Raw genomic sequence first — 21457 nt, forward strand, 5'->3', positions numbered from 1 at the left:
CATGGACCTCGATCAGGCCTACAACAACGTCGCCGCCGTGGGTGATTTTCCACAGATCATGCAGCGTTTTCGCCAGTGCAGCGCCGAGACCTACGCACGCCATGCCTGGCAACGAGACGTGCCGTATGGCGAGGCCCTGCGCGAGCGTTTCGACTGGTATGCCCAGGCGGATGCCGGGGCGCCGACAGTGCTGTTCATTCATGGCGGTTACTGGCAGGCCTCGGACAAGGACGACTATGCCTTCGTCGCCGAAGGCCTGATCGAAGCCGGGTTCAATGTCGGATTGCTGGAGTACACCCTGGCGCCCGAGGCGAGCATGGGCACCATCGTCGGGCAAATCGGCAAGGCACTGGACTATCTGCTGAAGCATCGCGAAGCCTTGAACATCGGTCAGCAGGTGGTGCTGTGCGGACACTCGGCGGGCGGGCATCTGACCGCGCTGTATCGCCAGCACCCGCTGGTGACCCTGGCCATGCCCATCAGCGGCCTGATGGAACTGGACCCCATCAGTCACTGCTGGCTGAACGACAAGCTGCACCTGAGCGCAGAAGACATTCAGCGCTACAGCCCCCAGCGGCTGATCGGCGATGGCGCGCCGTTATTGCTGACCGTGGGCGCGGATGAATTACCGGAACTGATCCGGCACTCACGCGACTACGCCACTGCCTGTCACGAGGCCGGGCAGGCCGTGAGCCTTGTCGAGCTTGCAGGGTGTCATCACTTTGCAGTGCTGGACGACCTGGCCCGGGCGGATGGCGAACAGTTGCATGCGCTATTGAAACACCTGAAACCCCATTCCTTGTAGGAGCGAGCTTGCTCGCGATGAAGCAGAGAACACCGCGGGGAATCAGGATCCCCGCGTCATCGTTGACGACCATCGCGAGCAAGCTCGCTCCTACAGGGTACTGGGTGCAGTATCCAGATTGCGCGCGGTGCTTTCAGGAAGTGGATCACTCTCGCCAAAAGTGGATACCGGTTTGCCGTTTGCGGCTTTTTTGACCCCCTCAAGCTTCATACAGTGGCTACGAATTCAGACAGGAATTGCGTATGTCCAGCCTCTCGCTCAGGGTCCAACAGATCGAGTCCTTGACCCCCAGAATCCGCCGCATGTTGCTGGTATCCAGCAACGCGCAGAGACTGCCGGGCTTCACCGCCGGGGCGCACCTTGAGTTGCATGTCCCTGGCCATCGCGCTCAACGCCGTGCCTATTCCCTGGTCAACCTGCCTGACGGCGAGCACTACGAAATCGCCGTCCAGCTCGAAGAGACGAGCACAGGGGGATCGCGCTGGGTGCACTCGCTCAAGGTCGGCGATGAACTGCTGGCCGATGCACCACGCAACCACTTCCCGCTGTGTGAAAACACCGAACACGCCCTGCTGATCGCCGGTGGCATCGGCATCACGCCCATGTTGAGCATGGCCAGATCGCTGCAAGCAGCGGGCAAGCCGTTCACCCTGCACTACGCCGGTCGTGATGAAGTGCAGATGGCGTATCTGCCAGAGGCCCGCGCCTGCCTGGACCACCACTGCTGGATCAGCGGCGGCGACCCGCAAAAGCGCTTCCCGGCCGCCGAAATCCTGGCCTCGCCAAGACCGGGCCTGCACCTCTACATCTGCGGCCCGACCGCCCTGCTCAACAGCGTACTGGCCTGCGCCCGCGATCAGGGTTGGGCCGAAGATCACCTGCATTACGAACTGTTCAGCGGCGCCCTGGAAATGGCCGGTGATCACGGTTTTGAGGTGCACCTGCGCGAGAGCGGCGTGAGCCTGCAAGTCGCCGCCGGGCAAAGCGTGCTGGACGCCATGCTCGCGGCTGGCCTGGACCCGATGTTCGACTGCCGACGGGGTGACTGTGGCGTGTGCGTCGCCCAGGTCATCGACGGTCAGCCCGATCACCGCGACATCTGCCTGTCGGCGCGCGACCGCGCCAGCGGCAGTTTCTGTACCTGTGTCTCCCGTGCCAGCAGCGCGCTGCTGGTGCTCGATCTGTGACAAGCCGAGGACATCCCGTGATACCGACCAATGAGCAAATCGCTGCCTTGATCCGCGAGGACAGCGTTCACAAGAGCGTCTACACCGACCCGACCCTGTTCAAGCTGGAAATGGAACGCATCTACGGCAACGCCTGGATCTACGTCGGCCACGAAAGCCAGGTCAAGAACCCCGGCGACTACCACACCACGCGCATCGGTGATCAGGATGTCATCATGGTGCGCGGCGCCAATCAGCAAGTCAGCGTGCTGTACAACCGCTGCCCGCACAAGGGCGCGAAACTGGTGGCCGACGGTGACGGCAGTGTCGGCAAATTCTTCCGCTGCCCGTACCACGCCTGGACCTTCAAGCTCGACGGCCAGCATCTGTCGGCGCCGCTCAAGAGCGGTTTCGAAGGCACCTGCTACGACCCCAAACATCCGGATTTCTCCATGGCCAGTGTGGCCCGCGTCGACACCTATCGCGGGTTTGTGTTTGCCAGCCAGGCCGCATTCGGACCGGACCTGAAAGCATTTCTGGGCGGCGTCATCACCTCCATCGACAACCTGTGCGACCGCTCACCGGTCGGTGAAGTCGAAGTGGCGGGCGGCATTTTCCGCGTCAAGCAACGCTCGAACTGGAAGGTGTTTTACGAGAACCTGCACGACACCATGCACGCTCGCGTGACCCACGAATCGTCGGTTGACGCTGCGCGTGGCGAAGCCGAAGCCATCGGTGAAATGCCCTTCGAGCTGCTGATCATGGACGGCAACGGCGAGCCCTATGACTTCTGGGAAAAGCTCGAGCTGCGCGCTTACCACAACGGCCACGGCTACATGGAAGCCATCTTCGACCCGGCCGCCGCCGAGCGCGACGAGGTCTCCCGCGCTCATTTCGAATGCCTGAGCCAGGCCTACGGCGAACAGCGTGCCAAGGAAATCCTGGGCATGAACCGCCACAACACGGTGATCTACGGCAGCGGCTCGCCGCACACGGTGTTCATGCAATTCCGGGTGATCCGCCCGATCGCCGTCGACCAGACCATGGTCGAGATCCAGACCTTCCGCTGCAAAGGTGCGCCGGAGGCCGTGTTCGATCGCGCGCTGACCTATGCCAACGTCATCAACTCGCCCTCCTCCAACGTGATGCCCGACGATGTTGAGGTTTATGCGCGCTGCCAGGAAGGCAACATGACCCGCGGTGGCGAGTGGATCAGCATGCACCGCTACGTCGGTACCGATCAGCTGCTGGACGACGGCGCGGTGTCCACCAACGGCACCAGCGAACTGCCGATGCGCAACCAGTTCGCCGCCTGGAAACAGTTCATGACCGCCACGCTGATCGCCAAGGAGAGCACCCATGCTGCTTGACCGCCGAATCGACGTCGACACCCGCCAGTTGACCCCCGCCCATGTGCCCGTCGAGACCCTGCGCCAGCTCGAACAATTTCTTTACCGGGAGGCGCGCCTGCTGGATGAGCGGCGTTTCTGGGAGTGGGACAAGCTGTTCACCGACACCGGTATGTACTGGGTGCCGCACAAACACGAGCAGGCCGACCCGTTCGATCATATCTCGCTGTTCTGGGAAAACCGCATGCTGCGTGAGGTGCGGATTCGGCGGGTGGAGAACGCTCGCAACTGGTCCCAGCAACCGCAGACCCAAACCGCGCACCTGGTCGGCAATGTGATGGTCGAGGGGCTCGACGCCGAGGGCCTGCTGGTGATCAGCGCGAGCTTCCAGTACAGCGAATGGCGCCTGGAACAGCGCCAGCTCGCCGGTCGCTACACCTACAAATTGGCCGCCCAGGACGGTGGTGGCTGGCAGATCCAGCTCAAGCGTGTGGACCTGATCAACTGCAACGACGTGTTCGCCAATCTTGAGGTGTTCGTGTGATGAGCGCGCCGGTGGTGATCGCCCTGCACTATCAAAACGACGTATTGCACCCCGAGGGCAAGATTCGGGTCGGGCTGGGCGCCGATGACCGCGCGCGTGCTGCGCTGCTCGAAGCGGCCGGCCGACTGCTCGCCGGCGCACGCGCCAAGGGCTGGCCCATCGTCCACGTGCGCGTGGCGTTCCGTGCGGACTACGGCGACCTGATCCAGAACGCGCCGATCCTGCGCACGGTCGCCAGCCTCGGCGCAGTCCGGGAAAGCAGTTGGGGCGCGGAGTTTTTCAGCGCCCTGGCGCCGCTGGACAGCCATCATGAGTTCGTCATCACCCATCACCGGATCAACGCTTTTTTTGGCTCGGCGCTGGAAACCGTGGTGCGCCAGTTCAATCCTTCGCACCTGCTGATCGCTGGCGTGGCGACCCACTCCGTGGTGGAAAGCACGGTGCGCCATGCGGTGGATTGCGGATTCGAGGTGACGGTGGCGGCAGATGCCTGCGCCAGCGCAGACAGCGGCATGCATGCGGCCTCGCTGGCGAGCATGGCGGTGATAGCCCGTATCAGCCCCGTCACGCAAGCACTGGAGGAATGGTCATGATGCTCGAAGGCAAAGTTGCGATTGTCACCGGCAGTACTCAGGGGCTGGGACTGGATATCGCACGGCAACTGTTAGCCGAGGGCGCCCGAGTGATGCTGGTGGGGCGCAACGCCGACGCTGGCCAGGCATTGGCGCAAACAATGAACTGCGCGTTTTCAGCCTGCGACGTGGAGCGTGACGAAGACATCGACGCCTGCATCGCCGCCACGCTGGAGCGCTTCGGCAGGCTCGACATCCTGGTCAACAACGCGTGCCTGTACGCCGATCAGGGACTGGCCTCGGACCGCGCACAATGGCTGAAAACCCTGAACGTCAATCTGGTGTCGGCGGCCATCTTTACCCAGAAAGCCGCCGTGCATCTGCCCGCCGGTGGCGTGGTCATCAACATGGGCAGCACCGGCGGCAAATTCGGCGCGGCCGGGCGCGCGCTGTACCCCGCCTCCAAGGCCGGCATCCTGCAACTGACGAAGAACCTGGCCATGACCCTGGCCCCGGAGCACATCCGGGTGCTGAGCGTATCCCCGGCCTGGACCTGGTCGCCCAGCGTCGCCGACTTCAGCGACAACGACCCGGACCTGGCGGATCGCGTCGGGGCACCTTTTCACCCGCTCGGGCGCATCGGCCGTGGCCATGAGATCGGCAGCGTGGTGGCTTTTCTGTGCAGCGCCGGTGCAAGCTGGATGACCGGTGTCGATGTGCCAGTAGACGGCGGCTTTTCGATTCTCGGGCCAGACCGTGGCGTGTCGCCGCGGGTGTGGTTCCAGCAACACCGTGACAGCCAATAAAACCTGATAACCGAATGGGGTAGATGACATGGGCAAGATGATTGAGATCCAGGCAACGGACAGCAGCGCCACGTTCGGCGCTTACCTGGCCCTGCCCGCCAGCGGCAAGGGCCCCGGCGTGGTGATCGGCCAGGAGATTTTCGGGGTCAACGCCAACATGCGCGCAGTAGCCGATTTCTATGCCGAGGAAGGTTACGTGGCGCTGGTGCCGGACCTGTTCTGGCGCCTTCAGCCGGGCGTTGACCTGGGCTACACCGAAGCGGACTTTGCCGTCGCCATTGATCTGTTTCAGCGCCTGGACATGGACAAGGCCGTCGGCGACATCGACGCCTGCTTCACCGCCCTGCGTGCATTGCCTGAAGTCGAAGGCACGGGCCTGGGCTATGTCGGGTTCTGCATGGGCGGCAAACTGGCCTGGCTCACCGCCACGCGAACCGATGTGGCCTGCGCCGTCGGCTACTACGGCATGGGCATCGAACACCTGCTGCACGAGTCGGAAAACCTCAAGGGCCGCTTGGTACTGCATTTTGCCGAAAACGATGGCTACTGCGACGCCAGTGCACGCGCCCGGATCAGCGAGCACCTCGGCGGCAACGACAAAACCGAAATCTACGTGTACCCAGGCGTCGACCACGCCTTCGCCCGGGCCGGCAGCGCGCACTTCGACAAGTCCGCCTCGCTGATGGCCCATGAACGCAGTATCGCCGCACTCAAGCGCGAGATCGGCCCGCACTTCAACCTGTCCGCCCTGTGGGAAGAACACATCCGCCATGAGTTCGACACCCGCGACGTGCCCGCCACCATGGCAACCATGGTCGCCGAACCCTACGTCAACCATATTCCGACCATGACCGGCGGTGTCGGAGCCAAGGAACTCAGCCGCTTCTACCAGCACCATTTTGTCCACGGCAACCCGCCGGACATGAAGCTCATCCCGATCTCCCGCACCATCGGAGCACTGCAGATCGTTGATGAATTCATCATGTGCTTTACCCACAGCACCGAAATCGACTGGATGCTGCCCAACGTGGCACCGACCGGCAAGTACGTCGAGATTCCGATGCTGGGGGTGATCAAGTTTCGCGGGGACAAGCTGTATCACGAGCACATCTACTGGGACCAGGCCAGTGTGCTGGTGCAGATTGGCTTGTTGAACCCTGAGGGGCTGCCGGTGGCCGGGGTGGAAACGGCGAGGAAGTTGCTGGATGAACAGCGGCCGTCCAACACGTTGATGGGGCGCTGGACGCAAAGCGAGCAATAACGACCGGGTAAGAAAAAAGGCCGATCTGTCATGCAACAGATCGGCCTTTTTCATTCGCTGCGAACGTCAGACATGTTCACTGCTTTTCGCATGCGCCGGCCGCGGTTCTCCGTGCCCGTGATCCACCTCGATCACCGGGATTTCCTTGCCATCGCAGTCATGCAACTTGCCTTCGCTGAAGTAATCCCCTTCGCGCAACGCTGCCAGATCCTGATAACGCAGAACACGCTCAGTCCCTGCTGCAAACACCGATTGCTGATCGGAGTTGCCTGCGGTGAGGTGGTTGAACGCCAGGTTAAGCACGATCGCCATGATCGCCGACGAACTGATGCCCGAATGGAAAATGGTCGCGAACCAGCTTGGGAAATGATCGTAGAAGTTGGGTGCGGCGATAGGAATCATGCCGAAGCCGATGGAAGTGGCAACGATGATCAGGTTGACGTTGTTGCGATAGTCGACCTTGGACAGGGTGCGAATACCGCTGGCCGCCACCGTACCGAACAGCACGATACCGGCACCACCGAGCACCGAAGTCGGCACCGCGGCAATCACCCGTCCCATGAACGGCAGCAGACCCAGGACCACCAGGAACAAACCTCCGGTGGCCACCACAAAGCGGCTCTTGATCCCGGTCACCGCCACCAGCCCGACGTTCTGGGCGAAGGCACTTTGGGTGAAGGAGCCGAAGATCGGCGCGATCATGCTCGACAGCATGTCGGCACGCAGACCATTACCCAGGCGCTTGGAATCCACTTTGGTGTCGATGATTTCACCGACGGCCAGAATGTCGGCGGAGGTTTCCACCAGCGTCACCATCACCACGATGCACATCGACAGAATCGCGGCGAAGTGGAAGGTTGGCATGCCGAAGTGGAACGGTGTCGGGAAGCCGAACATCGGCCCCTGGGCCACGTTCGAGAAGTCCGCCATGCCGAGGAACACCGCGAGAATGGTACCGATCACCATCGCCAGCAGAATCGACAGACGGGAGATGGTTGCGCTGCCGATCTTGCTCAACAGCAGCACCAGCACCAGGGTCACCGCCGCCAGGCCAATGTTCGCCATGCTGCCGAAATCAGGGGAATGGCTATTGCCGCCCATCGCCCAGCGTGCGGCCACCGGCATCAGCGTCAGGCCGATGGTGGTGATCACGATGCCCGTCACCAGCGGCGGGAAAAACTTCGTGATGCGCGAGAACACCGGCGTGATCAGTAACCCGATCAACGACGCGGCAATGACCGCCCCAAGAATCGACTGGAAACCACCCTCCCCGCCACTGCTGACAATCGCCACCATGGTCGCAACGCCAGAGAAGGACACGCCCTGTACCAGCGGCAACTGACAACCGAAAAACGGTAAACCAAGGGTCTGGAGTAACGTCGCCAGCCCCCCTGCAAACAACGAAGCAGCAATCAACAAACCGATGTCCGCCGGCGAAAGCCCGGCCGCCTGGCCGATAATCAATGGCACTGCGACGATACCGCCGTACATGGTCAGAACGTGTTGCAGGCCATAAGCCATATTTGCGCCGACTCCAAGATTTTCATCCTCGGGCCGTTGGTGTGAAACATGGGGCGTTTTCATGGTTGGGGGGTTCCCTGGTTTTTATTCTGCGCACACTGTATGCAAGACTCAGGACAAATGTCTATAGAGTTGTATACAACTCATCAGTCAGATAATGGACATATGTCCATTTTCCCCTGCATGCGTTGACTTTTTCCCCCGGAAAAATCCTTGAAACACATCCTGCCTGTCCCGCCTCCCTCCCCCGCTAATCTTCATCACGCCTAGCGACCGTTGGCACGGACGCCCCTCGCTTAAATACCTTGCGCCAGGCCTTGCTCAACGAGAAAGGCAAAACGGTCGGTGCCGATCAACACACCGCTGTTGGCAATGCGCCGCATATCAACGAAGGAATAACGACCGCTGAACTGCAAAATCTAGAGAAAAAACTGGCCGAGGCACTCAACGAAATCCATCGGGTGATGAAGCCTTGAGTCCGATGCCGGTAATGGGCGACCAAGGGCAGACTTGGCAGCGCTGCCCTTTTAAATCTGTCCTGCAGGTATTCATACGCCCTGAATCAACCGCTCCAACACTTGCCGCAAGCGCGCATGCGCCGGCACTTGAATGCCGAATTCCGTCTTCAGCAGATCAATCAACTCATCCACATTCGCCACCTGATGCCGCTCACTTTCAGCGTCCATCCGGTGAATGGCGAAACTGCCGTTGTTGAGCGTGCGTCGCCACCCTTCCCCAGTCCGCGCCACCATCAATTGCCTGGTGAAAGACGATTCAGGATGGGTCGAGACATACCAGTTGCCGACGACGTAATCGATGTCTTCCTGGCGTTGCAGATCGAAGATGTACATCGCGCGCCAATCACCCGCGACGTTGGCGCGAAGCGTGTAGCCATCGGCATGCGGCTCGATGCGATACGGCTCATGCGGCGTGAGCTGTTCGGCAAGTGAATCGAGCAGCAGTGGCGCGGTGGGGACCATGCCACCGAAGCCGACATCAGTGATGTAGCGCACGCCCTCCAGGCTTACCAGACTCAGACGATGCGTGCGGGCGGTCCACGCGCCTTCGGGTTGCCCCATCACCACTCGACCGCTGATGCCCCGCGCATCGAAGCCCAACGTTTGCAGCAAGGCCAGGAACAGACAGTTGAGTTCGTAGCAGTACCCGCCCCGCCTTTCGTGCAGCACTTTGCGCTCGATCGACGGCAAATCGATCAGTACCGGCTCGCCGGCCAAAGTCGAAAGGTTTTCAAATGCAAAAGCGCCGGTATGGCGCAATTGAAGGAGGCGCAGTGTTTCCAGCGTGGGTGCCGGAGGGGTATCGAAACCGAGTCGTTGCAGGTACTGCGCGAGATGTGTCAGGCGAGGCTCGCTCATTGTTCAGTCCTTTTGAAGTGGCCGCGGATCGCTCCACCAATGGGCCACAGGTATAGGCCAAAAGCTCATCGGACCGACAATTGATTTAGCCAATAGCCCTGCGAGAAAACTTCAACGGCGTTTGCGCGAGCCCAACCTGATCCACGTTGGGGCATGGTCGCTGGCATGGGGCTCGTTGCGCACCCAGGCATCCACGCCCGCCTCCTCCAGATAAGGGCTCAAGGCGGGGTTAAGCAGCAGATGGTCGATGCGCAGGCCGGAATTTTTCTGCCAGTGCTGGCGAAAGTAGTCCCAGAACGTATAGAGCCGATCTTCCGGGTACAGATGACGCAGGGAGTCGGTCCAGCCTTGATCGAGCAGGCGCTGATAACACTCACGACTTTCCGGTTGCAGCAGCGCATCCTTGAGCCAGGAGCGCGGGTTGTAGATGTCCAGATCGGTTGGCACCACGTTGTAATCGCCTGCCAGCACCACCGGATGGTCACTGGCCTGCAAGTCCTTGGCGTAGGCGATCAGCCGCTCGAACCAGGCCAGTTTGTAATCGAACTTCGGTCCTGGCTGAGGGTTGCCATTGGGCAGGTACAGGCAACCCACCAGAACGCCGTGTACGGCGGCTTCCAGGTACCGGCTGTGCGTATCACTGTCATCGCCCGGCAAACCGCGCCGACTCTCCAGCGGTTGCGCATCCCGCGCCAGAATCGCCACCCCGTTCCACGACGACTGGCCCTGCCAGATCGCGCCATAGCCGGCAGTCTCAAGCTCGGCGGCGGGAAAGGCACTGTTGACCGATTTAAGCTCCTGCAAGCAAGCAATATCCGGCTTCTCGCGCTCCAGCCAGGCGAGCAGATTGGGCAGTCGGGCACGCATGCCGTTGACGTTGAAGGTGGCGATTCGTAGTTTTTTCACGGGCCAACGCTCCTGATAGCGAGGTGTCTAGGGTGTGACACCTGCGCGTTTGGGTGGTTGCGTCCCGGTATTGAACTGGCTGGATGAAGCGCGCTTGGCGTTGTCGACCACTCGTCATCCAAAAGGCACCAATTACGCGGTCCGCGACACCAATTTCAGGTAACGACTCACTTTTGGAGACGTACCATGATCAATCTCAAAATTTCTTCCCTGATACTGGCAGGCTTGTTGTCCGCGGCTTCTTTCGCCACTTATGCAGCCCCCGGCGATGGCGCTGATGCAACCGGTACCCAATCAGGTTCGACCGGTGGTTCGACGATGTCGCCCAACAACACCAAGGGCGCACCTGCACCGGGCAGCACTTCGGGCAGCAGCAGTGGATCGAGTTCATCAAGCGGCTCAGGCGTTAACTCCAACGGCGGCACAAGCGGTTCTGGCGCAGGCGGAGGTACCGGTGCGGCCGGCGGAGGCACAGGTGGCGCGGGGGGTGGGACTGGCAGCTGAACGCGTAAAGGCAGTCGATAATCAACTGTCGGCTGCTTTGTTCGCCCGCTCGCTCATCTCAACGATCAGACCGCATCAGCGCATCGGCGGCGCTTTCCATCGACAGCGCCGCAGCGCGATTGCGACCTGAATGTTTGGCCTGATACAACGCAGCGTCTGCGCGCTCGACGAACACTTCGAGACTGTCGCGCCCTGTTGGCACGAATGAATAGCACCCCAGGCTAACCGTCAGATTGCCTGTGGGCGAACCCGTGTGGCTAATGTTCTTGTCGATGACACTGCGGCGTATTTGCTCGGCAATCACCATCGCGCCCCGAATGTCCGTGTCCGGCAGCAACACCGCAAACTCCTCCCCGCCGTAACGCACGGCCAGATCGGCCTTGCGATGGCAGCAACCCTTTATCGCCCGGGCCACTTCAGCCAGGCAGTGATCACCGGCCACGTGCCCGTAGGTATCGTTGTAACGCTTGAAGAAATCGATATCGAGCATGATCAGACTCAATGAACTCGCCTGGCGGGCCCCACGTCCGAACTCGATGTCCATCGCCCGTTCGAACAGCCGTCGGTTGGCCAATCCGGTGAGACTGTCATGGGTCGCGATCAACTCCAGCGCTTCCTGAGCCTCACGCAAATCAGCCTCTATTCTTTCGCCATTGCGCACCTGCTGAATGAACACCCAACCGAACAGCCCCACACCGAGCAACACCAACGCGACAATTACGATGGATTGAAACGCTGTGTCGTACCAGTGCTTGAGAATCGCATCCTCGGAGGACGCGGCGGACACGACCAGCGGGTACGCGTCCAGCTGACGGTAGCCATACAACCGCACAATGCCGTCCACTACTGAGCCGATCATGGCGTTGCCGGTGGATGCTTTGGGCAGCAATGTCTGAAAAATTTCCCCCTGGGCCAATGACGTACCGATCTGCGCCTCCACAAACGGTCGTCGAGCCAGCAAGGTTCCATCGGTCAGCGCCAAGAACATCGAACCGTTGTCATCAATGCTGAAGCTTTTGAAGAATTGGTCGAAGTAAGACATCTTGATCCCGGCCATCAAGACGCCCTGAAACTTGCCGTTTCGGTCGTTCACCCGCTTGGACACCGGAATGATCCACTCTCCGTTTTCCTTGCTGCGGATAGCCGGGCCGATGTGAGCCACGGATGAAACGTTCTGCTGGTGAAATTTGAAATACTCACGATCTGCCACACCCGCACCGCGAGGCAGGTCGTCAAACGAGGTCACCACCCACTGTCCCTGCTTGTCGAACAGAAAAATCCCGTGCAACTGATTCAGCGCCATTACTCGCCGCGCGAAGGTTTTGCGTAGCCGTGGTAATTGCGCAGCGCCATAGCCGTCGGCCTGAATCCAGTCGGCCAGGCTGCTCAGTACCAGGTCGGCCTTCATAAAGGTGTCTTCGGCCTGCTGCGCCATGGCACGGGTCAGGTTGGACGATGCCACCTGCGCTTCAGCCAGGTCATGGCGGCGTGACTGCTCCAGTTGCAGGTACAACAGACCACAGAGACACAGGCAGACCGCCGCAATAAACAATACCGCGGCCTTACGCAGCGGTAATCGTTTCAACGTACCACCGGGGGTGTGAAGCGGATCGTGAAGGGGAATTGGCAAAAGCTCATCCTGAGAGGGCAAGGCATGGGCATCGACCCAAAGCCCTTGTTTTTTGTGAGCGTAGTCTACGCCTTAGTGACGAGACAATTGTCCTTTAGAGGTATCGCCTCGCGCTATGCATAGCAGCCGACGACCTTGAACCGCTTTATGTAGCAGCCGGACGCAGGCTTCGCCAGCTGCTACAGATTTGGTTTCATCAGGGGGGGGTTAACCAGCAATCATCCTGTCGACGTCCTCAAACGTCACTCGGGAAACCAGTTCGGCGGGAATCCTTGAGGACCTGGACAGGTTGTAGACCTGAAAGTCTTTGTTCATGACGTACTTCGACAAAATCTTGAACGACGGCAGGATACGGGTATGAAAATGCTCGTCCAGCGTACAAGGTGACACGAACGAGCCTGGCGTTTCATAAAAACGATTCGCCGACTGATCCAGATCGACGCCCACCAAAAACACTTTGGTAAATCCCACGTGATAGGCAATTTGCAACGCCAGATAGGCCACGGTGCGGGCATCAAAAAAACCGCGTTTGAGGTTCTTGCTGAACCCCAGGCTTCTATTGCGACCTGCCCCCAACTTTCGACTTCTGATCAGCTCCTCGTCGCGCCGACACATCAGATCGAACCAGGAAAGTTTCGGCGCACGGGTCAATAGATACAGCTGGCCCGCAGGATCAAGTGCCTCGTAATGCATGTGGTTTTGTGGCACGGCCACACGCTGACTAAGGCGCATCGCTTCCCCACTCAGACGGGGCTGCTCCCTGTAGAAAGCGTCATCCGAGCAGATGTAAAAGTACGGTTTGACGCCAGAGCCAATGAACAAAGAAATCGCGCCGTTCATTGTGATCATCGGCACGTCGGCATACTTCGCCAGGGGAAAGTCTTTGGCCGATGCACCCGAGGCGATGATAAAAACCGCACCACTTTCAATATTGCGGCACTCCTCCAGGTCACGCACCTGTCGCGGACTTTTGAGCAGTTCCCTGGCTTCTTGCGCAACATCCATATTCAGCCCCCTATTGTTTCGGGTTGATCACCACGGCGGGAGCTCCTGCCCGCAGCAAATCCAGAATGGGTAACTTCGACGGCAGATTCAAACCCCGCAGGACCGCCGAATCGTAGTCGTAGACATCCGGTTTGAAGGTCACCCGTCCGTCCTTACTCAGGTCCACCGTCCAGTACGCCAACAACACCGGCACTTTGACCGGCAGCTTGATGTTTTGCGTCTTGCCATTGGCCAACTGTTTCCGAATACCTGCACTGTCCCAATGTACCGGGTCGTTAAACAGCAGCTCGACCAATTGCAACGGGTTCTCTACGCGGATGCAGCCCGAACTGGTGGCGCGCACGGTTTTGGAGAACAACTCGCGATGGGGCGTGTCGTGAAGATAAATCGCGTAGTCATTGGGGAACCGGATGACCACCTGACCCAACGAGCTGTCCGGACCGGCGTCCTGGCGCAGGCTGATGCCACGCGGGTTGCTCCAGTCAACGCTCGACGGATCAAGCTCCGCGCCCTGCCGGTCGATCACTCGAATACGGTTCGCGGCGAGGTAACCTGGATTCTTCTGGATCTTCGGTATCACATCTTCCTTGAGAATCGTCGGCGGCACCGTCCAGGTCGGGTTGAACGTCACATAAGTGATCTCGGCCTGAAACACCGGGGTATTGCGAAACGGTTTGCCCACCTGCACCCGGGACCGCCAGATCGGTTTGCCGTCACGGTACATCGCCACTTTGTACCCGGCGATATCGACAATCACGAACGTACCTTGCAGCTTGTACAGCAGCCAACGCGCACGCTCCATGTTCACGCGCACCTGATCGATACGCGCGTCGACGGGCACGTTCAGCGCCGCCAGGGTCGTCTTCCCTGCCACGCCATCGGCGCCAAGGTATTGATCGGTCTGATACTTCTTCACCGCCGCAGTGACGGCGGCATCGTACTGGGTTCCCCGCGCCAGGCGCGGATCAAGAAAACCGCCAGCCACCAGCCGCGCACGCAACTGCGCGACGGCAGGTAGATCCATACCTGGCTTGAGCGATTGACCTTCGGCGACTTTCGGCCAGCCACCGATCTCGCGCACCTTGCGCAACTGCGCCAAGCCTTCACGCAAGCCTACGTAAACGGCCTCTTGAGGCGGCGCCTGGGCAAAGGCCCTGGCCACATCATGCTCATCGAGTGCGATGAAAAACTTGTTCACGTCTTCACGCGGGTCAACATCCGCGGGGTCGAAATTCCAGTGAATATCCAATCGAGACGGGTCGACCTTGCCCCGGCGCAACTGCAGCAGCGCAGTCAGGAACGTGTGGGTCGCGGCAATATCAAACGCGGCGCGTTGCTCGGGGGTCGATGTTTCGGCCTGCATCAACGGCTGGGACCTGGCCAGCTCATCAATGTGAAAATCCGCCGGGTTCAACCCTTCAACCTGAGTGGCGTGCAGGCTGGTGAACAACTGCGCGACGTCCTTTTCGTGTGTCCAGGCCGCGCGGTAACCGCGATGGGAATAGAAATCCAGCACCATACGACTGATATCGACTCGCTTGTAACGCGACGAAGTCAGCAATGGCGGAAAGGCGGTGGTAAGTGGAGAAAGCTTCGCTTGAATCGCCTGGCCGACGTTGTCGTCGACGGCGGCACCCCTAAGGATGTTCGGAGCAATTGTCGGCTCAATCGACGAATTTTCTGCAAGCGCAGAACCGCTGATCAGAAAGACCATAAAAAACACGCGGCTTATGACGAATAACCTTGTTGATTGCACCATGGATAATCCTTAATCTCCCGAATTAAACGGCTAGCTTCCCGCAAACAGCTAGACTCGAAACTATCACGATGAGACATCTATATGGCGCGAGACCGCATTCGTTCGTTATTCACGGCCCTGCTGCTGACATCCCTTTCAGTACCGGCAGCGTACGCCGATTCACTTGCAGCCGCTCTCGTCAAAGCCGCTCCCGATGCCAACGCCACTGTTATAAACCTCGCCGTACGTGCTTCACAATGCTCACAAGTCCAGGGCGCAATTCCTGCCCAGCGTCTGGCCGTGATCGATTACTCACTGCCTTCGACCGAACAACGCCTGTGGGTGTTCGATCTGAAAAAGCGCAAATTGCTTTTTCATGAACTGGTTGCCCACGGCCGAAACAGCGGCGAGAACATGGCCGTGAACTTCTCCAATCAAAATGAAAGCTTCGCCACCAGTCTGGGGTTGTATCGCACCCAGGCAAGTTATGTCGGCCAAAATGGCTATTCACTGCGCATGGAAGGCCTGGAGCCCGGCTTCAATGACAACGCTTTTGACCGCGCCATCGTCATCCACGGCGCGCCCTACGTCAGCCCGGTGCTGGCCCGTGCCAACGGCCGGATCGGCAGAAGCCTGGGTTGCCCGGCCGTGCGACCTGCGGTTGCCCGCCGACTGATTGATTCGATGAAAGATGGGCAGCTGCTGTTTTCGTATTACCCGGATCAACGCTGGCTGAAATCTTCTTCTTATATTAATTGCAGCGGCGCCACTGTGGCCTCGGCAGGGAAAACAACCAGCCGCAAGTAGGTACATTTGAACTTGCCGCCCCCGCCCAAGGCGGCGAGTTCAATGCTGGATTCTGCTTTGCTTTGATGGTTTGATCGGTTCACCCGAACCATCAAATAAGCCCAAAAATAATGAAAAACCTGAAAAGCACGATGCTACTCGGTAGCCTGCTCGCCCTGTCCATGGGCGTGCAGGCCCAGGAAGGCCCCTCTCATCTGGACAGCGTTCTGCAGCAGGGCCAGCTGCGCGTCTGCACGACCGGCGACTACAAACCCTATACCTACAAAGCTGAAGACGGCGAATACTCCGGCATCGACATTGCCATGGCCCGCTCACTGGCCGATAGCCTGGGCGTAAAGGTCGAATGGGTGCCAACCACCTGGAAAACCCTGATGCCCGACCTGATCGCGGGCAAATGCGACATCGGCATGGGCGGTATCTCCGTCACTCTGGAACGTCAGAAGAAAGCCTTCTTCAGCACCACGCTTGATGTCGACGGCAAAATCCCCTTGGTGCGCTGCGAAGATCAGTCGCTGTACCAGACAGTCGAGCAGATCAACCAGCCAACGGTACGCCTGGTGGAACCGGCGGGCGGTACCAACGAAGCGTTTGTTCACGCGTTCCTGCCCAAGGCGCAGCTGCGGTTGCACGACAACGTGACCATCTTTCAGGAGCTGCTCGACAAGAAAGCAGACGTGATGATTACCGATGCGTCGGAAGCGTTGTTCCAGCAAAAACTCAAGCCTGGGTTGTGCGCGGTAAATCCGACTCAATTCATGCAGTACGGTGAAAAGGCCTACTTGCTGCCTCGCGATGACATGACCTGGAAGCTGTATGTCGATCAGTGGCTGCACCTGGCCAAGGTCACCGGGAATTATCAGAAAGTGCTGGGACAGTGGCTGGCGGTACCCGCCCCTAACTAACAACAAATCTCCTGTAGCCGCTGGCGAAGCCTGCGTCCGCTCGCGAAGCAATCGCTAGTTCAGCGCCCTCCCAAAGCAGGAGGGCCGCTGTCGCCCAATCAGGACATTCGCGGAGCGTCCGCCCACTTCCCCATCTCTTGATGCGATATATTCCCGCCACACACCACAAGGCCGATGACAGCGTTATCAGGAAGCTCAGGTGCGGTAGCAAGTACCGCAGGAATAAGCGCCCCCGTCGCGAGCTCTACCCAGAGTCCCGCCTCCTCTCCGAAGGCAAGCATGCCCTCGATCGCCTCCTGATCAGACACGATCACCATGTCTTCTACATAGTGTTGAGCGTGGGCCAGCATCAGCTCATCGATAACCGGCACGCCCAGCGTTGAGATGATCGAACTGATCTCGACGTCAACCGGCTTTCCTGCCTGCAACGCCTGGTACATGGAACTCGCCCCGACGGTCTCGACGCCCCAGATCCGGATGTCGGGTTTGATCGCCTTCAACGCCGTCGCCACCCCCGCCAGCATCGCCCCGCCACCGACAGCAACGAAGACGTCAGTGAGTGCAGGGCAGTCCGCAATAAACTCAAGGGCAAGCGTTCCGTGGCCTTCAGCGATCAGCGTATCGCTGCAATCATCAATGACCCCATACCCCTCTTCCTCCAGCGCTTTCGCCCTGGCAAACGCAGCGTAAACATCGCTTTCCACAATGACCGAACTGCCAGAGGCACGAATCCGGTCAATCGACGACGACGGCGCACTCTTCGGGACAATGACCGTCACATCAGCACCGAAGCGCTTCGCGGCCTCGCCGATGGCAATACCAAAATTACCGCCGCTGACTGCGACGAATTTTGCGCTGGTTACATCTTCCGACAATGCCGAGAATTTATTGAGCACACCGCGGGCTTTGAACGATCCGCCAACTTGCAAGTTTTCAAGCTTGAGGAAGACGGGCCGTTGGGTCTGTTCAGTCAGACGAGGGCTCGAAACAGTTGGGGTGCGGATCACTGAACCAGATATTCGTTGCGCGGCGGCGACGATGGAGTTGAAGTTGATGAGATCTGGGCGTGAATTGGGCGATTTTTTAAACATGGAATCCGTTCCTTGAAAAACTCGGTAGGCGGATGCTAGCAGCCTGTTTTATGACTGTCTTGCGTAATCCACCTCGCTGCTACAGGGCATGGAAGCAGGACTCGCCCGAACCTCACAGCCGCAATCCTGATAAACTCCACCACCTCCCAGCCTTACCGATTTCAGACATCCCCATGCTGCCAATCACCGCTGCACCTGCGCCATTGTCCCGCCGTTTTTCTGTTGCTCGGATGATGGATTGGATGTAGCTATCCTCCGCACCCCCGGCCCGCCTAGACCATCCTGCTTTATCTCTGCGCCTTTGTAGCAATTTTTAAGCAGCCTTCCAGACAGGCCTGTCACGGGCACTACCGGTTCTTTGCTTGTCGTCTTTGGCGTCGCCGATTACTCGGGAAGCGCCGGCAGTACTTCACCCCACTCACCATTCGACTGCTACGCTGAATTCTTCACGGAGGATTCGCGATTGCCAAACTCAGACCAGCTCCCTTCCCTTCTATATAAAATCAACGAGTACCAGCTCGCCCTGGAAGCAGCCATCATGGAGCTGACGCTATGGGTTGAGCAGCGCGGCTCAGCAGAAGTCGCCGGCAATGTCCGCGGCGCCCTGCAAACTATTGATAAAAACGAAGAGTTTATCAATATGACGCTTGCGGTTTTGATGACTCCGGACTGACTCCAATCGGCCAAAAGTGGTCATTCATCACATGCGTGACGAGGCAATGCAATCGAAATCAAAGCTGCAAGCAGCACAAATGCACTCGATATCCATAAACACGCACCCAGCCCATACAACTGATAAACCCAGCCAGAGAGCACTGTGCCGATAAGTCGCCCCATCGCGTTCGACATGTAATAAAAACCCACATCCAGCGACACGCCATCTTCCTTGGCGTAGGACACGATCAGATAGCTGTGCAGCGACGAATTCACCGCGAACAACGCGCCAAAGACCATTAATCCACCCAACAGCACCGCCTGTTGCGACAGCCCGGTGTTCAGCCCGAGAGCGATTGCCGCAGGCAGCCCCGCCAGTGCAATGGCCCACAGAAATGCCGCCCTACCATCCGGTACGTGGCCGCGTTTCTTGCCAGTGATGTTGGGCGCAAACGACTGCACGATGCCGTAGCCAATCACCCAGGCCGCAAGGAAGCCGCCAACCTCCCAGAAGTCCCAGCCGAACACGCTACTCAGGTACACCGGCAAGGCCACCACAAACCAGACATCGCGGGCACCGAACAGGAACATCCGAGCCGCCGAGAGGATATTGATTGCCCGGCTCTTGGACAGGATGTCGCGAAATTTGGGCTTGGCTTTGGCCTTGCCCAGGTCCTTTTTCAACAGGATCAAACTGCTGATCCAGATCAACGCCAGAACACTCGCCATGGCCAGCAAGGCGCCTTTGAAGCCGATCAATGCCAGCAAGGCTCCGCCCAGAAAGAAGCCGACGCCCTTGAGTGCGTTTTTCGAGCCAGTGAGGATTGCTACCCACTTGTACAACTGCCCCTGCTGCCCATCCGGAACCAGCAGCTTGATGGAGCTTTTGGCACTCATCTTGTTCAGGTCTTTGGCGATCCCGGACAGTGCTTGAGCGCCCATCACCCACGGGATGGTCAGCCAGGCTACCGGAACCGTCAGCATCAGCAGCGCCACAACCTGCATCCCCAGCCCGATGTTCATGGTTCGGTTCAGGCCCAGCCGGGCGCCGAGGTAGCCACCCACCAGGTTGGTGATCACGCCAAAGATTTCGTAGAACAGAAACAACGCCGCGATTTGCAGTGGGCTGTAGCCCAACGCGTGAAAGTGCAACACCACCAACATGCGCAAGGCACCGTCGGTGAGGGTGAAGGCCCAATAGTTGCCCGTGACGAGCAAATACTGCCGCACTTCCGGAGCGAGGGCTGACAACGCTTTCATGACCGCTCCTTAGTCCGCCAGACTGACCAGTTTGGCCAGTTCGACGGCGCGATTGGCATAGCCCCATTCGTTGTCGTACCAGGCATAGATCTTCACTTGAGTGCCATTGATCACCATCGTCGACAGTGCATCGATGATCGATGAGCGCGGGTCGGTGCGGTAGTCGATGGACACCAACGGACGCTCCTCAAAACCGAGGATGTCTTTCAGCTCGTTCTCGGAGGCGTCCTTGAGGAATTGATTCACCTCCTCAACAGTGGTGGCACGCTCGACTTCAAAGACGCAGTCAGTCAGTGAAGCGTTGGCCAGCGGCACGCGTACGGCGTGGCCGTTTAGGCGCCCACGCAGCTCTGGGAAGATTTCGGCAATCGCGGTGGCCGAGCCGGTGCTGGTCGGGATCAGGCTCATGCCCGAAGCACGCGCACGGCGCAGATCCTTGTGCGGCTGATCGAGAATGCTCTGGGTGTTGGTCAGGTCGTGAATGGTGGTGATCGAGCCGTGGCGAATGCCCAGCTTCTCGTGGATCACTTTCACCACTGGCGCCAGACAGTTCGTGGTGCACGAAGCAGCGGTGACGATGCGATGTTCCGCCGCATTGAACAGCTGATGATTGACGCCCATGACGACGTTCAACGCCCCTTTTTCCTTCACCGGCGCGCAAACCACCACACGCTTAACGCCCTGATCCAGGTAGGCTTGCAACACCGCCACGGTTTTCATCTTGCCGCTGGCCTCGATCACCAGATCGCAGCCTGACCAGTCGGTATCGGCAATCGCCTTGTTGGCCGTGACTTTGATCCGCTTACTGTCGATGACGACGCTGTCGCCTTCAGCGATGGCTTCGTTGTTCCAACGGCCATGCACCGAGTCGAAGTTGATCAGGTGCGCATGGGTCGCCGCATCACCTGCCGGATCGTTGATCTGCACGAATTCGAATTCTGGCCAGCCCCAGGCTGCTCGCAAAGCGAGACGACCGATCCGACCAAAACCATTGATGCCAACTTTGATAGTCATGTTGTTGTGCTCTGTATCTGTTGTCAGTGGGAGTTCGACTGAGTGTCGAACTGGCCGATGTATTCGATATGGGCAGGATGCTGAATGGCCCGCGGACGCAACGTCTGAACATCGCGGATGGCATCGCTGAATGGCACACCGCTTTCGATCAACAGTTGTGCCGCGATCAAACCGGTACGGCCCGAGCCGCCCTTGCAATGGATGGCAATGGTTTTCCCTTCGGTCAGCAACTGCTGGAGTCGCGGATGATGCTGTTCCCATGCGGCTTTGAATGCTTCGCCAGGCGCTTGATCGTCTTCTACTGGCAGGTGAAACCACTCGATGCCTAGCATTTGGCATTCTTCGGGCAGCAGGTCGATCTCGTTCTGAAGCAACTCTTCGGTCGGCATCAGCGTCAGCAACGCCGATGCGCCTGCATCCTTAAGGGTTTGCAACGCTTCGAAAGGTCGGGTGCCCTTCGTGCCTGGGCACGGGGTGAAGATCAATTGGCCATTGAACTGTGCCAGCGGCAGTACGGAATATGGGTGTTGTAGCACGGTGAAAATC

General features: G+C 59.1%; 23 protein-coding genes. 13 read left to right on the plus strand and 10 right to left on the minus strand.

Annotation, left to right across the window (positions count from 1 at the left end; genetic code table 11):
- Position 1 precedes the first annotated feature (1 nt).
- The 7 genes from AC3ZVB_RS05750 to AC3ZVB_RS05780 all read left to right on the plus strand — a co-directional run bounded on the left by AC3ZVB_RS05750 (position 2) and on the right by AC3ZVB_RS05780 (position 6503).
- Positions 2–805 (plus strand): alpha/beta hydrolase, encoded by an 804-nt coding sequence (locus AC3ZVB_RS05750; protein WP_490146011.1) that lies wholly within the window; start codon positions 2–4, stop codon positions 803–805.
- A gap of 242 nt (positions 806–1047) precedes the next feature.
- Positions 1048–1992, plus strand: coding sequence for a PDR/VanB family oxidoreductase (locus tag AC3ZVB_RS05755; RefSeq protein ID WP_490146012.1), 945 nt, complete (start codon positions 1048–1050; stop codon positions 1990–1992).
- Between the two features lie 17 nt (positions 1993–2009).
- A complete protein-coding gene (locus AC3ZVB_RS05760) occupies positions 2010–3341 on the plus strand; it encodes an aromatic ring-hydroxylating dioxygenase subunit alpha (protein ID WP_162439758.1) in 1332 nt (443 codons plus the stop codon).
- On the plus strand, positions 3331–3864 hold the full coding sequence (locus AC3ZVB_RS05765; protein WP_490146013.1) for an aromatic-ring-hydroxylating dioxygenase subunit beta: 534 nt from the start codon (positions 3331–3333) through the stop codon (positions 3862–3864). The genes AC3ZVB_RS05760 and AC3ZVB_RS05765 overlap by 11 nt, the downstream gene beginning before the upstream one ends.
- A complete protein-coding gene (locus AC3ZVB_RS05770) occupies positions 3864–4457 on the plus strand; it encodes a cysteine hydrolase family protein (RefSeq protein ID WP_490146014.1) in 594 nt (197 codons plus the stop codon). Before AC3ZVB_RS05765 ends, AC3ZVB_RS05770 begins: the two co-directional genes overlap by 1 nt.
- The gene (locus tag AC3ZVB_RS05775) at positions 4454–5242 is read left to right on the plus strand and encodes an SDR family oxidoreductase (RefSeq protein WP_490146015.1); all 789 of its coding nucleotides are present in this window, start codon (positions 4454–4456) and stop codon (positions 5240–5242) included. Before AC3ZVB_RS05770 ends, AC3ZVB_RS05775 begins: the two co-directional genes overlap by 4 nt.
- A 28-nt stretch (positions 5243–5270) precedes the next feature.
- Positions 5271–6503 carry a dienelactone hydrolase family protein gene (locus tag AC3ZVB_RS05780; protein ID WP_194690403.1) on the plus strand — a complete coding sequence of 411 codons (1233 nt, stop codon included), beginning with the start codon at positions 5271–5273 and terminating at the stop codon, positions 6501–6503.
- A 66-nt stretch (positions 6504–6569) separates the two neighbouring features.
- Here the strand turns inward: AC3ZVB_RS05780 and AC3ZVB_RS05785 are convergent, their stop codons facing one another.
- Positions 6570–8087, minus strand: a complete 1518-nt coding sequence (locus AC3ZVB_RS05785; RefSeq protein ID WP_490146016.1) for a nucleobase:cation symporter-2 family protein — start codon at positions 8085–8087, stop codon at positions 6570–6572.
- 242 nt (positions 8088–8329) lie between these two features.
- Between AC3ZVB_RS05785 and AC3ZVB_RS05790 the strand changes: the two genes are divergently transcribed.
- Positions 8330–8500 carry a hypothetical protein gene (locus AC3ZVB_RS05790; RefSeq protein WP_490146017.1) on the plus strand — a complete coding sequence of 57 codons (171 nt, stop codon included), beginning with the start codon at positions 8330–8332 and terminating at the stop codon, positions 8498–8500.
- Positions 8501–8572: 72 nt separating this feature from the next.
- Here AC3ZVB_RS05790 and AC3ZVB_RS05795 read toward each other — a convergent pair whose 3' ends face one another.
- Entirely contained in the window at positions 8573–9400 is an 828-nt protein-coding gene (locus AC3ZVB_RS05795) for an arylamine N-acetyltransferase family protein (RefSeq protein ID WP_162437381.1), read from the minus strand.
- Between the two features lie 111 nt (positions 9401–9511).
- Positions 9512–10306, minus strand: coding sequence for an exodeoxyribonuclease III (locus AC3ZVB_RS05800; RefSeq protein WP_490146018.1), 795 nt, complete (start codon positions 10304–10306; stop codon positions 9512–9514).
- Between the two features lie 34 nt (positions 10307–10340).
- On the opposite strand from AC3ZVB_RS05800, the gene AC3ZVB_RS05805 reads away from it, so the two are divergent.
- Together AC3ZVB_RS05805 and AC3ZVB_RS05810 are read left to right on the plus strand one after the other, a co-directional pair.
- The gene (locus AC3ZVB_RS05805) at positions 10341–10469 is read left to right on the plus strand and encodes a hypothetical protein (protein WP_268932847.1); all 129 of its coding nucleotides are present in this window, start codon (positions 10341–10343) and stop codon (positions 10467–10469) included.
- 23 nt (positions 10470–10492) lie between these two features.
- Positions 10493–10810: a hypothetical protein gene (locus AC3ZVB_RS05810; RefSeq protein WP_490146019.1), complete on the plus strand. Its 318-nt coding sequence runs from the start codon at positions 10493–10495 to the stop codon at positions 10808–10810.
- A 58-nt stretch (positions 10811–10868) separates the two neighbouring features.
- Here AC3ZVB_RS05810 and AC3ZVB_RS05815 read toward each other — a convergent pair whose 3' ends face one another.
- From AC3ZVB_RS05815 to AC3ZVB_RS05825, 3 genes are all read right to left on the minus strand, one after another.
- Positions 10869–12440 (minus strand): sensor domain-containing diguanylate cyclase, encoded by a 1572-nt coding sequence (locus AC3ZVB_RS05815; RefSeq protein ID WP_490146020.1) that lies wholly within the window; start codon positions 12438–12440, stop codon positions 10869–10871.
- Positions 12441–12647: 207 nt separating this feature from the next.
- Entirely contained in the window at positions 12648–13445 is a 798-nt protein-coding gene (locus AC3ZVB_RS05820; protein ID WP_162437385.1) for a lipopolysaccharide biosynthesis protein, read from the minus strand.
- A 10-nt stretch (positions 13446–13455) separates the two neighbouring features.
- Positions 13456–15204, minus strand: coding sequence for a L,D-transpeptidase family protein (locus tag AC3ZVB_RS05825; RefSeq protein WP_490146021.1), 1749 nt, complete (start codon positions 15202–15204; stop codon positions 13456–13458).
- An 81-nt stretch (positions 15205–15285) separates the two neighbouring features.
- Between AC3ZVB_RS05825 and AC3ZVB_RS05830 the strand changes: the two genes are divergently transcribed.
- On the plus strand, positions 15286–15990 hold the full coding sequence (locus AC3ZVB_RS05830; protein ID WP_490146022.1) for a murein L,D-transpeptidase catalytic domain family protein: 705 nt from the start codon (positions 15286–15288) through the stop codon (positions 15988–15990).
- Positions 15991–16100: 110 nt separating this feature from the next.
- The gene (locus AC3ZVB_RS05835) at positions 16101–16892 is read left to right on the plus strand and encodes a transporter substrate-binding domain-containing protein (protein WP_490146023.1); all 792 of its coding nucleotides are present in this window, start codon (positions 16101–16103) and stop codon (positions 16890–16892) included.
- Between the two features lie 98 nt (positions 16893–16990).
- On the opposite strand, the gene AC3ZVB_RS05840 is transcribed toward AC3ZVB_RS05835, so the two are convergent.
- On the minus strand, positions 16991–17983 hold the full coding sequence (locus AC3ZVB_RS05840; RefSeq protein ID WP_490146024.1) for a threonine ammonia-lyase: 993 nt from the start codon (positions 17981–17983) through the stop codon (positions 16991–16993).
- A gap of 463 nt (positions 17984–18446) precedes the next feature.
- Between AC3ZVB_RS05840 and AC3ZVB_RS05845 the strand changes: the two genes are divergently transcribed.
- The gene (locus AC3ZVB_RS05845; protein ID WP_490146025.1) at positions 18447–18656 is read left to right on the plus strand and encodes a hypothetical protein; all 210 of its coding nucleotides are present in this window, start codon (positions 18447–18449) and stop codon (positions 18654–18656) included.
- A 20-nt stretch (positions 18657–18676) separates the two neighbouring features.
- Here the strand turns inward: AC3ZVB_RS05845 and arsJ are convergent, their stop codons facing one another.
- From arsJ to AC3ZVB_RS05860, 3 genes are read right to left on the minus strand one after another with little or no spacing between them, the layout of a single operon-like run.
- A complete protein-coding gene (arsJ, locus tag AC3ZVB_RS05850; RefSeq protein WP_490146026.1) occupies positions 18677–19897 on the minus strand; it encodes an organoarsenical effux MFS transporter ArsJ in 1221 nt (406 codons plus the stop codon).
- A gap of 9 nt (positions 19898–19906) precedes the next feature.
- On the minus strand, positions 19907–20911 hold the full coding sequence (locus AC3ZVB_RS05855) for an ArsJ-associated glyceraldehyde-3-phosphate dehydrogenase (protein WP_490146027.1): 1005 nt from the start codon (positions 20909–20911) through the stop codon (positions 19907–19909).
- Positions 20912–20934: 23 nt separating this feature from the next.
- Positions 20935–21447 (minus strand): cyclin-dependent kinase inhibitor 3 family protein, encoded by a 513-nt coding sequence (locus tag AC3ZVB_RS05860; protein ID WP_490146028.1) that lies wholly within the window; start codon positions 21445–21447, stop codon positions 20935–20937.
- Between the last annotated feature and the right edge of the window lie 10 nt (positions 21448–21457).

This window comes from Pseudomonas sp. MDV22-iso1, assembly GCF_058145095.1.